Source organism: Winogradskyella thalassocola, from assembly GCF_900099995.1.
Classification (GTDB): Bacteria; Bacteroidota; Bacteroidia; order Flavobacteriales; family Flavobacteriaceae; genus Winogradskyella; species Winogradskyella thalassocola.
On sequence record NZ_FNCZ01000001.1, the window covers coordinates 654,472 to 668,929 of the forward strand.

General features: G+C 34.9%; 8 protein-coding genes. All 8 read right to left on the reverse strand.

All coding sequences use genetic code 11. The annotated features are described in order from the left end of the window. Position 1: 1 nt before the first annotated feature. Complete coding sequence (locus BLT80_RS02795; RefSeq protein ID WP_092466059.1) at positions 2-3,187, reverse strand: SusC/RagA family TonB-linked outer membrane protein; 3,186 nt, start codon at positions 3,185-3,187, stop codon at positions 2-4. A gap of 220 nt (positions 3,188-3,407) precedes the next feature. Continuing rightward, entirely contained in the window at positions 3,408-4,634 is a 1,227-nt protein-coding gene (locus BLT80_RS02800) for a glycoside hydrolase family protein (protein WP_092466060.1), read from the reverse strand. Between the two features lie 26 nt (positions 4,635-4,660). After that, the gene (locus tag BLT80_RS02805) at positions 4,661-6,319 is read right to left on the reverse strand and encodes an MFS transporter (RefSeq protein WP_092466061.1); all 1,659 of its coding nucleotides are present in this window, start codon (positions 6,317-6,319) and stop codon (positions 4,661-4,663) included. Next, positions 6,320-8,626 carry a GH36-type glycosyl hydrolase domain-containing protein gene (locus BLT80_RS02810; RefSeq protein ID WP_092466062.1) on the reverse strand — a complete coding sequence of 769 codons (2,307 nt, stop codon included), beginning with the start codon at positions 8,624-8,626 and terminating at the stop codon, positions 6,320-6,322. Between the two features lie 17 nt (positions 8,627-8,643). Then, complete coding sequence (locus tag BLT80_RS02815) at positions 8,644-11,034, reverse strand: alpha-L-rhamnosidase-related protein (protein ID WP_139181004.1); 2,391 nt, start codon at positions 11,032-11,034, stop codon at positions 8,644-8,646. Positions 11,035-11,075: 41 nt separating this feature from the next. Further along, positions 11,076-12,575: a sialate O-acetylesterase gene (locus BLT80_RS02820; protein ID WP_092466064.1), complete on the reverse strand. Its 1,500-nt coding sequence runs from the start codon at positions 12,573-12,575 to the stop codon at positions 11,076-11,078. A 21-nt stretch (positions 12,576-12,596) separates the two neighbouring features. Further along, positions 12,597-13,448: a polysaccharide lyase gene (locus BLT80_RS02825; RefSeq protein WP_092466065.1), complete on the reverse strand. Its 852-nt coding sequence runs from the start codon at positions 13,446-13,448 to the stop codon at positions 12,597-12,599. A gap of 7 nt (positions 13,449-13,455) precedes the next feature. Then, positions 13,456-14,439 carry an alpha/beta hydrolase gene (locus tag BLT80_RS02830; protein WP_092466066.1) on the reverse strand — a complete coding sequence of 328 codons (984 nt, stop codon included), beginning with the start codon at positions 14,437-14,439 and terminating at the stop codon, positions 13,456-13,458. Between the last annotated feature and the right edge of the window lie 19 nt (positions 14,440-14,458).

Below are 14,458 nucleotides of genomic sequence, written 5' to 3' on the forward strand. Positions count from 1 at the left end.
TTTAAAATTTTGCAGTTAAGTTAAATCCGTAACTTCGTCTTTGTGGTAAAGAACCATATTCGTATCCCTGTCCATTACTAATATTGTAAGTTGACTCGGGATCGACATTAGGGACATTAGAATGAATTAACCATAAGTTTCGACCAATAATAGAAAAGGTTAAACCATTAAGATATTTAATGTTTTTCAATGCTTTTGGGCCTAAAGAATATGATAAAGATACTTCTCTTAATTTTACATATGATGCATCGTAAATAAATGGTTTTATAATATGCGAATTTGCTATACTACCCCAGTAATCTTTAGGATCTACGTAAACATCGTTGGATCTATAATTTGGGTTTCCGTCTACACCAACTCCATCTTCAATAACACCTTGTGCTAAATAACCACCTGTGGCAACCCAACTACTTGGTAGTTCACCTGCACTTTCTCTTTCTGATTCGGACATTGCCCAACCCTCTCTTCCTTCTAAGGTTGCAATATGTGCTCCTTGCTGATGTAATTTCTGATTGGTCATAGATAATATATCTGCTCCAGATTTTACTTGAATTAAAGCTCTTAACTTAAATCCTTTATATTGAATAGCATTAGTAATACCTCCTGTAAATTTATATTGTCCATTACCTAATGAAACTTGTTCATCGGATCTTAATGGCAATCCATTTGGACCTATAATAGGGGTACCATCATCAGTACGTTTAAAGTCATAACCTACGATATCTCCATAAGAACCTCCTTCTTCTGCAGTGATTAATGAGCTAATCCAATCTGCTCTTGCAATGGTTTGTGTTTTTGCTTCTTCATGCAGTTCTACAATTTCGTTTTCATTGTGTGCAAAATTGAATGTCAAATCCCATCGCATATCCTCTGTTTTGATAGGAACAATATTTACCATGACTTCCCATCCTTTATTGTTGATTTCACCTGCATTAATACTAGCCGATTCAAAGCCGTTTGAATTAGAAATAGGAATATTCATTATTTCGTCATAGGTAGTTTGATTGTAGTGTGTGATATCTAAACCAACTCTCCAATTAAATAGTTTTGCATCTAAACCAAATTCATAACCTTTTGTTCTTGAAGGATTAATATTGGTAAAATATGTGTTGTCATTAACGGTTGAAAAATTTGCTCCGTTTGATGAATATGGATAATCGAAAAAAGTATTATAAGCATACGGATCTGTGTCTCCACCAACTTCGGCATATGAAGCTCTTAATTTTGCATAAGATATAGTTTTCGATTTTAAATTTTCTATGGCCTTGGTTAAGACTAAAGCACCTGTAACTGATGGATAAAAATACCCGTTATTTCCTTTTTTTAGAGTGGATGACCAATCTTGTCTTCCGGTGACATCTATAAAGGCATAATCTTTAAAACTAACATTTGCAAAACCGTAAAAAGATCTTACTGATTTTCTAGGATTATCTCTTCCTACTATAAATTCATTATAGTTATTTATAGAGATCACATCCTCTGATCCTTGATTTTTACCAAGTATGCTATTTGTTGAGCTTTCAAAATTCATAATGTTTCCCCCAAGACTTGCTCCTATAGACCAATTATCATTTATTTCTTTATTCGCAGAGATTAGAAATTCAGTATTAATTTCGGTAGTTCTTGAATCTATCTTTGTTAATTCTCCCCATTCTGCCAAAGGTGTTGTTCTTGGTGAGTAATTATAATAATCATATGTAAATGTATCTATACCAGATTTGAATTTGAAATCTAACCAATCTGTGATATTGTAATTTAAAGATGCATACCCTAAAACTCTGTTCTTTTTAGATTCATTTTTCATTTGATATAATGAATAATAAGGATTGATAATTCGTGTTGCAGAATTCCAAAACACATAATCACCGTTTGCGTCTACTGCACTATCTCTTAACCATTGTTGATCAATATTTCCTGGTAAGCCCAATAGTGCCAAAGCGGTATTTGCACCAGAATATCCTAAATAAGGTCTATTGTCAACATCTTCTATGGTAAAATTAACTTTTGCATCTAAAGTTAATTTCTCCCACATTTTCATATAACCCTTTAATGTAAAGTTATTTCTATGTAAACCACTGTTTGGAACAATATCCTCCATTTTTACATCAGATGCAGAAAATAATAGGTTAGCCGATTCATTACCACCAGATAAGGAGATTGTATTTTGAATTGTATAGCCCGTTCTAAAAAAGGACTCAATATTGTCTTTTTTTACACCATAATCTCTATACTGACCATCGAAAGAGATAAATTGTAAATCTGGATCCATTTTACCACCCCAACTCCACATGCCTGTAGCGTCACCTATATCCCTTGGAGGTGTTCCGATTCCTTGACCATAAACATGTTGAACATCCTCGTATCCACTTATGACTTCATCAAAAGTAGAATTTGTTGAAAAATTTATGTTGAATTTAGATTTTGAGTTCTTGTTAAACGATTTGGTAGTAATTAAAACCACACCATTTCCTCCTCTAGAACCGTACAATGCCGCTGCTGCTGGACCTTTTAAAACAGATATTGTTTCAATGTCATCTGAGTTGACAGAAGAAATTCCATCCCCTAAATCTTGACCTCCATATTGTCCTGCTTGTCCAAAAGAGTTGTTATCCATTGGCACACCGTCAATAACGTATAGGGGTTGATTAGAACCATTAAATTTTGTGTTTCCTCGAATAATAATCTTAGATGAACCACCCGATCCCGTATTTGGTTGCGCAATATCTACTCCGGCAACCTTACCCGCTAATGAGTTGACAGCATTAATACTCTTTATTTCAGCGAGTTCTTCACCATCGACTTTTGATATGGCATACCCTAAAGCTTGTTCCTTACGCGAAATTCCGAGAGCAGTAACCACTACTTCGTTAAGTGCTTCAACAGATTCAACCAGTTGAATATCAATAACTGAATTATCTCCTATAGTTATCTTTTGTTCAGAGAAACCTATATAACTAAATTGAAGTATGTCTCCTTTATTTGCGTCAATTGAATAAACACCATTAAAATCTGTATTAGTTCCTTTATTCTTTCCAACAACGAGGATCGATACACCTGGCATAGGCATTCCATCTTCTAATGCAGTGACTTTACCAGTTATTTGAATTTCTTGAGCTTGTAAATTACAGAATGATGTAATTATAAAGACACAGAGAAATGCAGTAAGTTTAAAATGTTTAATTCCCATGAAAAATTGAATTTAGAATTATAAGGCTTTTAAAGAAACGTAAAAAAAGTACCCTAAAAAGTTAGTTGTTAGTAATACAATGGATAATTATTATAGTATTCTCAAATATATATATAAAAACTTCTAAATTCATAACAAGACACTTCTGAATAATGAAGAAAAGACAAAACTGATAAAGGTTTGAGCAGTTCGTATAAATTTCCGTTTTTAATTTATGTAGTTAGATATTAGACCATCTAATTAAGGCTTCTAAATAGTAGTAGTCCGCATAATTTAGTGGAGCATCTGTCTCATTATTCTCATGAAAATTGCCTACAGAATGTTTTAAGATAAAGCCTCCGTTTTCGTTTTTTTGAGATAAATACTCATCAGAAGAAAGTGTTCTCAAGATGGTTTCAGCGTAGTCTAAATATTCTTTTTTATGTTCTAAATCAAAAGCTTGTAATTCTAGTAATGCCGATGCTACGATAGCTGCTGCTGAGGCGTCTCGTGGAATCTCTTCTGCACTTACGGCATCATAATCCCAATTAGGGATATTATCATTTGGAATTTTATCGTTATTCATTATATAATCTGCAATTTTCTTAGCTTGCTCTAGGAATATTTTATGCCCCGATTCTTTATAAGCTTCCGTATAACCATACAAACCCCATGCCTGTCCACGCGCCCAAGCAGACTCGTCAGCGAAGCCTTGAAAATTTACTTTTTTACGTACTTCACCCGTAATATGATCATAGTCTATGATATGATAACAACTATAATCAGGTCTATACTGGTTTTTAATGGTAGTTGTGGCGTGTGCATTCGCGATATTTGAAAACGTTGAATCTGCCGTATGCTTAGTGGCTTGATATAACAAATTCAAGTTCATCATATTATCAATAATAATAGGCATATCTAATCCTTTTCCTTGAATCCATGGAGCATCAGTATCCCAAGACTGGATTACTTTTGCAACGGGTCTGTAACGTGTACTTAACGATTTTGCCGCATCAACAACGGCTTGTTTATAGGTTTCGTTTCCAGTAAGACGATAGCCTTGTCCAAAAGAGTTTTGTATCATAAATCCAACATCGTGGTTCCATTTTACAAATTGAGCGGAGTCTAAGGCCTCTGTAAACTTTTCGGCCTCTATTTTCCACTTATTGTCTTTTGTTTGTTCGTATAAATACCACAGTGAGCCTGGAAAAAAACCACAAGTCCAATCTTGTTTATAGGCCATTCTAAGCGACCCATCATTGTTTAAACTTCTGGGATTTAACAATTGTGAAATGGTATCTATTCTACTTATTAAATAATCGTATTGATGTTCTGTAAGTGAAAACACTCTGTCTATAAGTTCTTGCTTTGTTTCCGCTTTATGTTCTTTAACCTCAACCTTGTTTTTACAAGATGTTAACGATAAAATCGAAATAGTAATGGCTATAAACCTTATTGATAACGTCATATCTATTCTATTAATTTTTACAAAAATTATTGTTTTTCTGATAATGCTCTTCTCGATTTCAACTCGCTTTCAATTTTATCCATTGTTTTATTATCGAGTGGATAAAAGCTCATAACACCAGCGACTAGAAAACTACCTGCAGCAGGGATTAAACTTACCATCAAAAGTATCCCAAAAGCAGATTCAGTTGTCTGGGTGGTATTAGCTTTGAATCCATAATATGCTAATATCCATCCCGCTAAAGCCGCTCCGATGGTAAGTCCAAATTTTTGAGCCATTGTAGATGCCGACATAATTAAACCGGTAGCGCGCCTGTTATTCTTCCATTCAGAATAACTCGCCGTATCTGTATACATCGCAAATAAGATTGGGGCTGGTGGACCTGAAGCTAAACTTACAATGATGTTAAGCGCAAATATCATAGTAATATTAGATTTGTCGACAAAGAAGAATAGTGCTGTAAAAGTACCAGCAATGAGTTGGCATGCAATTACAACTTTCTTTTTACCAAATCTGTTACATAATTTCTCAGTAAAAGAAATGGCTATGATGGTGACTATAGTTCCTGACACTAAAAATGAACTCACTAGAGATTCATCTTCTATGTAGTACTTAAAATAATACATAACTGATCCATATCGAATGGCAACATAGGCTAAACTTATAACTCCAACCAACAACAACACCAACCAAGGTTTATTGCTAAATAAGTCTTTAAAATCATTTTTGATATTTGTTTTCTGTTCTTTGGGAGGTGATACGCGCTCTTTGGTGGTATAGAATGTGATTAGAAACATGATAACGGACATAATTCCAAATACGATCATGACACCTTGAAACCCTTTAGCCTCATTTACCACTTCAACTGATAATTCTTTAGATGAAATATCTTCTTCAAAATAAGATGAAGGGTTTAAAGTATATGTTCCAAAACCTTCTTCAAGATATAAAATACCTGTAGTAGCATCAATGTCACTTTCTAAATCTTTTCTATAAACAATTACGGTTACGTTTTTGGTTAAAAGGGTATCTTCACCTAAATCTGCATTTAAAACTAATTTTGATGCGCCAACCCCATTTTCAGTAATAACAATTTGATTGGTATTTAATTCTGCTGAAAATACACTTGTATTATCCATTCCTATGCTATTTACTAGAGGAAGCGTTAATGCTTGTACTAGTAATCCTCCAGTAAACGCAAACATAAATCTGTATTGTGAAAAACTTGCGCGCTGTGAAGGACTCGCAGAAACAACTCCCATTAATGAAGAGTAAGGGATATTTATAGCCGTGTACACCATCATCATAAGTGTGTAGGATACATAGGCGTATATAATTTTACCTGTTAGGCTAAAATCTGGGGTTGTAAAAGTTAGTACTCCTACCAATGCAAATGGTAAGGCTAGCCATAAAATAAAAGGACGGAATTTACCCCATTTTGTATTTGTACGATCTGCAATAAGTCCCATTACGGGGTCATTTATGGAATCCCATATTTTTGTAATTAAAAACATGGTACCTACTACAGCTGCTGGCAAGCCAAAAATATCGGTATAAAAGTACAGTTGAAAAATCATTAAGGTCTGCCACACCAGATTTGAAGCCGTATCCCCTAAACTAAAACCTATTTTTTCTTTTATCGATATATTTTCCTCTACACCAATACTTTGTTTTTCTGACTCCATTTAATTTGTATTACTTTTTCCTATTTGAAAATCTATTGCAATTTCCTTCTTGATTAGTCCAGATTCTGGTACTTCAATAAAACCATCTGTTTGTTCTTTACCGTCAACTAACACCTTTTGTATATCACCTCTTTTTATCGTGACATTGAATGTAGTACCTCTGAAAACTCTTTTATATGATACCGTATTCCAAAACGAAGGTATTTGCGGTTGAATAGTAACTCCTTTTAGTGTTCTTTTGAATCCTAAAAGATTATCAAAACAGTTGAGCATATTCCAAGCCACAGTACCTGTTCGCCATGGGTCGTCAGAGACGTGTCTATCTTTTCGTAATGCCGAAGGTCCTACATAACTATTGGGTTGTGCATAAGGTTCTGATTTCTCCTCAGAAGGTAGAATTCTTTTAAAGGTTTCAAAGGCTTTATCGTTTCTTCCTGCAGCATAATCTGCGGCAATCTTAAAGGATGCGGCATGACAATAGACGTTTCCATTGGTAAAATTACCCTGTGGAATCCCAGTTATAGAACCGATGTCTTTATTGTATTTTGTAAATGGTGGCCAATTATGAACAGGACCAACAGGTGTATCTACCATAGGTTCCACTTTTTTCATGATATCTTCATATTTTTCAGCATCAATAATGCCTGCAAGTACAGCCCATGACTGCGGATTTATGAAAACTTGCCCTTCTTCTGAAGCGTTATCTCCAACTTTATTTCCTGCATCAGTATAGGCATAAATAAAATGATCTTCATCCCATCCGTATTTTAAGATATTGGCTTTAATTTCATGATATCTTTCGGCACATTGTGTTGCTATTTTTGTGTCCCCTTTCCAACGCGCAATTTCTTCAACAACCTTAAGCGCTTTTGCCAGTGCAATACTCATCCAAACACCTTCTCCTTTTCCTTCGGCTCCAACACGGTCCATTAGGTCATTCCAGTCACCATGTCTTATTAATGCTAAGCCATGTTCTCCTCTGTCGTTCCATAGAAAATCTAAAGCTTTTAAGTTGTGATTCCAGATGGTATCTTCGCCACTATCAGAATATGCTACAACTCTATCTAACATACTAAGATCTCCTGTTTCTCGAAGTATTGAATATGTGGCGTGACTGATCCAACTTGGGGAATCTGAATAATGTTTATCTGCAGCAGCGACCTCCATGGAAGATACTCTAAATGCTCTTGGACAAAACCCACTGTTTTTTTGGTTTTCGAGGGCTTTTTCTAACATTTTTAAAGCGCGGTCAGGGTCTATAATGGTGACGCCTGCAGCATCTTGCAGTGTATCGCGATAGCCCTTAAAATAAAACCTCGCCCAATCTGCCATAAGATGTAACTGATGTTTCATCCAAACATTAAACAGATTATTAAAATCCGCATCTGGCGTATTTAATTCTGAAAGGCCTAATCTGGCTATATTTTGTTTTTTAATTGTTTCAAGTTCGGCATCAATACGTTCACTATTGGCATATAAGGCTGTAAACTCATCGGCTTCTGCTTCATCAAATACAATACCCATTACAATATTAATCCGTTGTTCAGCTCCATCATCTAGATTTAAATTGTGCTGTAAGGCAGACACCATATATTCTGTTGAAGCATCACTATCACTTAATTGTCCTTTAACTATACATTCTGGCATTTCAAAACTGAGGCTGTGGCCTAAGAACACATCTCGGCTAATATCAAAGTGATCAAAAGGCACATCGGTATACGTAAATGCACGATATTTCTCAGTCATAACACTTACCGATCGGTTTCTAAAAAATAACCTCTGTTTTTCTGTATCGTGATATCCGTCTACCGCTGAATTATAGCCATAGGTTAAATTTACTCCATCTAAAATCACTTTTGCTACGCTAAATACGGATATATCTCGTGGTCTACTAGACTCATTCAATACATTTAAAGACCATATTTCGCCGGCTTCTTTACGTGGTACAAATATTTGAAATGTGACTTTAATACCATTTTTTTTACTCTCTAAAGTTGTATATCCTAATCCATGAGTACAACTATAGTTGTCTAATTCAACACCAGTTGTTTTTGGTGATACGGACCACACTTCTTTAGTTTCGTTATCTCTTATATAGATATGTCTTGGTGCACTTCTGTCATCTTGTTTTCCAAATAAGTTAGTCAGAACTCCTGCTTCATTTTGATACAATGAAAAGCCATTAAGGTTTTGTCCCACACTAGCCAAGTATGTTGGGTTCCACAACATATTAAACCAATCTCGAGGCGGTTGTGGGTTTGTTATTTTATACTCTAGTCCATTATTTATAAAACTACCGTATTTCATATTAATATTTTATTTTTTTACAATGATATCGTTTGTTTTCCTTCAGCCAGTGCCACCGATTTCCCTTTCCATTTAAACTCACCTGTGAGGTCTTTTGGCATTGAAACCTCTGCATTTATCTTATTATCATTCGTTGCATAGCGAACGACAATCATACCTTGAGGATGAGGGAATTGGACTTCAAGTTTATTTAGTCTTCCTAAATTTGGTTCGATTATAACTGACTTGAATGAGTGTTCGCCTGGATATATTCCGGCAACGGTATGAATAAAATCGAAGTTTGGACTCGAGCTCCATGCATGACACTCTGAGCGCGGATTAATGTCGGTTTCACCATAGGTCGTCATGCCATCATCAATCATGCCCCGCCAAGACCCTAATAAATCGAAATACATATCTCCTAAACCAACCTTTTGCAAGGCTCTGAATACATAAAATTTGAAATAAATGGTCGCTTGAAAAAGGGTCTCGTCTTCAAGTACTTTTTTCATTATGTCAGATTGAACATCTTGTTTAAATGTATCGGTTAATATACCTAAGATATTTGTGTGCTGTGAGAATTCTTTTTTATCTGGTGTTTCAGCAATAAGTCCTTTTTTTGTATCAAAACAGCGGTCTAAAACTGACTTTTTAATGCGTTTAGATAGTATTTGATATGCATTGACTTCTTGTTCTAAATTAAAATAACTGAATACAGCTTGAGCATGATCTAAGGTTTTGGCAAACTGCAAGGCAATATTTGCAGAATAACCATCATCCGATCCTTGAGGAATACCACTTGGAAAATCAGTAGTCCAATCTGTAAAATTCCACCATTTTAAATTTGTAATCATACCTGTTTCATCAACGCGAGAAGCAAACCAATCTATTACCGATTTAATTCCGGGAATAAATTGACGTAAAAATTCAGGATCATTTCGATACATAAAATAATCGTAAATCATATCGACCCAAATCAAAGAAAAAGGTGGTATAATTTGAATTATGTTTGATGGATAACGACTTTGGGTTAAACCTTCTGAGGTGCGTGAGTCATCGAATTGTTGTATGGCTTTTCGCATTAATCTATCATCTCCAGATACATAAATTGAGATTAGCGATGCTATTTTTGTATCACCTATATATTGTAAATTCTCATAATAGGAATCGTAATACATCTCATCGGCAGAATTACGTAATGTTCTCCATGCGGCATCCCAAATTTTACTTAGAAATGGATCGCCTGTCTCCACTTTTGCTTTTTCTTCAAATGGATATCCTGTAAAAACGCCGTGGTAATCTTCTAAAACTAGAGGTTCTTCTTTTGTCGTTATTTCTAACTCTACGAAACGATATGTTCTTCGAGAAAGCGGTTTATAAAATCTATTTTTACCACCATTAGGACAAATGACATCATAATACCCAAATATGGATTTTCCTTTAAAATCGTTGCGATTGCCTTTTAAATCAACCAGGTTTAAATTACCGTCAGAAACTGTTTCATCTGGATTGCTATCTTTTACCAAAGCCTCAGCATAGGTGATTTTTATTTCACTGTCCTTTCCATGGCTGTACGTTAGTTCTGGGTAACCTGTAGTGTGGTGTTTTTGATCTATTAGAATTTTTATTTTCGAATTCTTAGGAATTATTGAGGCTTTGTTATTTAAAAAATCGTCATTTTTTTCAATACCACTCACCCGAATAATTTCAGGAAACCTTTCTACTTTTTCTTCCATAAAAGGAATGGTTCTTGGTACTAAATGCCAAGCTCCTCCATATAAAAATCCTCTCCCAACAGCGAACTCCGTTGTTGTACTTTTTGGGCATAACCAGTTGTGGTCGTTAAACTTTAATTGGTTCCAGCCCCAAGGATATTTTGAATCATCAACTCGGTCTCGCGGTCCGGCAGCATAATAAGCGTTCATCATTTCACTAGTGATATTAATTGGTGAAAATGCATGATTTTTAATCACTTTCCAATCGGCACTTCCGGTATTAATATCTATGTTGAGGTTTCGGTCTGCTTGTAAAATAAAAGCCGTTTGGTAAGTCACTTGCGATACACTTCTGTACTCTCCAAAATTCACTACTTCAGCAGCGATAACGTTTTTACCCACGTTTAATTGATCGGCTATATCTAGAGTTTCATAGCGTTGGTGTGCTGTATCTCCAATTGATGGTCCGTAACAAACACGTTCTCCATTAACGAAAAGTCTATAACGGTTGTCGGCAGATACGAAAATGATGAATTCACTTATATTCTTTTCGAGAGTAAAAACATGACGAAAAAGAAAAACACCATAGTCTAGCGTCGATTCGCTTGGATGTGTTATCCATTGCGCTTTCCATGTATGTTTAAGTAAATTAATATCTTTTCCGGATCCATTAACTTTTACTTTAGACTCTGGATTTATCATATTTCTTTTCAATATTATCTTTTAATTAAAATTGTTGACCTCACTAATATAGATTAATCTATTTTGGCTCGAAAAGTTGATATAGGCAATCCATTATTTGAGGTTAAATTAGCTTCTGTATAGGGTTTCCAAGCGTATCTTATATAAAATGGTTTTTTGTGATTATTTGGTAAGGTAAACGCTATTGTTTTGCCTTCAATTCTAGGTTCTAATTTTTTAAAATGGATGTTGTCCGTACTCATTTCAAAACCAATAATATCTTCTGATGATTTCGTTTTTAAACCACTAAACTTCCCTTTAAAATGAATACTATAAGTGTTATTAGAAAAGGTAATTTTATCAAAAACAGGACTTTCGTAATCCTTAGCCACTTTATAGGTGTCACCGAGTGCTAATAATGCTAATCTTTCTCCAACAGGTTGTTTGTTTTTTGCATGTGTATCTTGCCGATCACCAACATCAGATATTACGGCCATTTTGGTATTGGGCACTTCATTTAATGATTCGCTTTGCGCATATCTAAATTCTGGCCATGCAGGTCTGTCTTCTCTACTGGTTAATTGTGTAAAATAAAAAGGGACGTCTTCATTAAAATCTGTACGCCATAACTCCACCATTTTTTTAAACATAGATTGGTATAACACAGGTGCTTCTGCATTGGATTCTCCTTGGTACCAAATAACGCCTTTAATGGGTATGTTTTTTACAGGTAAAATGCCATTCTCGTAATTGTAACTCGGCATCCAAGGGTGTTTCTGATTGACGTCTTCACTCAATGATATTTGATGTTTTGCTACTGAAATCATCGCATCTTTTTCCTCTTCTTTGGCTTCCCACCGTTGTTTTACAAACTTTGTAAAGGCCGTATCTTGTACAATTACCTTTTTAGATAGCCAAGATTCGATGGGAGAACCAGGAACGGCATTGTGAATAATACCAATAGGAATATTTAATTCACTTTGTAATTTTTCGGCGAAGTAATACCCAACAGCAGAAAAATATAGGACATCTTCAGGCGTTGCTTTTACCCAACCTTTGGTATTAAAATATTTATTGTTTTGAATTTTTTTTAATTCTTCCAAGGTATGAACACCATCTTTACCTGTTGGGTAAGTGGGTTTCATGTTGTAAATCCTTAAGTTAGGATTGTTTGCTTTTTTTGCAACGCTATCTCCATTTAAAGTGCGTTTTAAATCAAGGTGCATATTTGACTGTCCGGAAGCCAACCAAACGTCACCTATTAAAATGTCTGTGAGTTGAATATAATCATCTGTTGATTCAATACTTAATCGATATGGACCTCCAGCTTCTAACGCCTCAAAATTAACGTTCCAGTGACCTTCACTATTAGATATAGTATTAATTGTGGTGCCTTTTAAAGTTGCAACTATTTTTGTGTCTGGCTTGGCTGTTCCCCAGACAGGGATTTTATGATGCCTTTGCAAAACCATGTGACTAGAAAAAACAGGATCTACTTTCAAGTTGTTTTGTGCACCTGAAAAAATGGAATAAAAAGTTAGAAAAATAATAAAACAAACAGTTTTAGTTTTCATAAAATAGCGCGAATATCTTAGTTAAAATTCGGGTTTTAATTTTGTCACTTTTATCTTATCAAACAACGCAAAGGAATCGTTTTGTGGAGCCCAATCCTCTGTAGCGCCTCCATGAAATGTTGAAAAGTAAAAAGAATCAATATCACCTTGATCCCATAAACGATAGCGGACTTCTGTATCATCAATTACTTTTACACCATCGATCCAAACCTGCATAATGCCGTTTGGTAAGTTGTTTTGATTTAATTTGATACGTTGCGTTAAGCGGTACCATTTTCCAGTTTCAAAATATATTCCTGAATTCACTGAATCTCCATATTCTGAAGTCATATCCATATAATAAAAATAGACTATAGCTTCAATGCCTGCGTTTCTATTGACCCACATGTATCGTGCACTCCAGCCTTCACCATTGTCGGGGTGATTTCCACCCGTATAAGTAGAACCACCACTTGTTAAACCAGGTAATTTACCTCCTTCTCTAAAATCAAATCCTTCTTCAAAAAAGACATAATAGTCCAAATAATATTCATTGGAAGCCGGTAAGGTTTTTATAAATTGAACGCCATTTGTTTCTGGTCCAACAGTTCCTTCTGGGTAATCTACTTTTAAAACTTGCCCTTTTTCTCCCTCAGGATCAACAACGATATTGGCTTTATCACCAAATAAGGACCAACGAATTTCTCCACCTTCACTTATTAAATTTTGTGTTGTATATGTTCCTTGCGCTGCGGTTTCAAAATCTAATTCAAAAATTACATTTTCAGCAATAGGTGTTTGATCATCGTCACTATTTTCATTAATACTTTCTTGAGCGCAAGCCTTTAGGATAAACCCATGAATTAAGACTATAAATAAGATTGTTTTTTTCATAATTCTACTATTTGATAATCCCTAAGTGTTTATAAATAAAGTTTTTTGTGTTTTTGATAGCTATTTTTGATTCTGGAATATCATAATGACCTTGCCAAACGTGCCACATTCCTTCATAAACATCTAATTCCACATCTTTATTGTTTTCTTTTAGTTGACGATACATTCTAAGGGAATTGCTTAAAAATATTTCTTTGCTTCCCACTTGAATTAGAGTGGGAGGAAAGGCTTTTGAATAATCTCCATACACAGGTGAAACGTATGGGTTTTCCCATTCCTTTCTTGATGCATAAGCTTCTGCACAATTTTCTAAAAATCCTTTATAAATTAATGTAGGGTCTGTGTCTTTTAATGTCTGATAGGAGTCTCCTATCTCATTTAAATCTAACCACGCAGACCATAACACAACAGCACTTGGTAAATTTATTTTTAAATCACGCATTTTTAAAATGGCGCCAACAGTAATTGTACCTCCTGCGGAATCTCCATAAACTGCAATATGTTCTGCTTTATAAGTTTTTAATAGAGCTTTGTATGCTGTAATAACTTCATCTATTATCTGATGAAATTTTGCTTGTGGTGCTAAGGTGTAATCAATAGCTATTATTCTTAAGTTGCTAACATCTGCTAAAGGAATACTAGATAATAAAGTGACATCAGCAGGATAAAACACAAATGCTCCACCATGAATGTAAATAATGACTTTATCGGATTCTTGATAATTCTTTGGTTTAATATCAATGGCTCTAATGCCATCTAAAAAGATGGTTTCTACTTGAGGTTGATACAATTCTAATAGTTGAGCTATAGGTTTTTCTGCTTCAATTTTAAACGCATGTTGTCTTTCTTCCCACTCAGCAATAGGAGCGTTATGCTTTGGTAAATTAGCTCCAGCATTTCTTCCTTCAATTGACCAACCGTGCAACATAGTCTTTGCCGCTTCTGAAATAGTAGCAGGTATGGGTACTTGATTTTGAGTTTTAGGGGCCATTTTTGTTTTTTTATAAGTA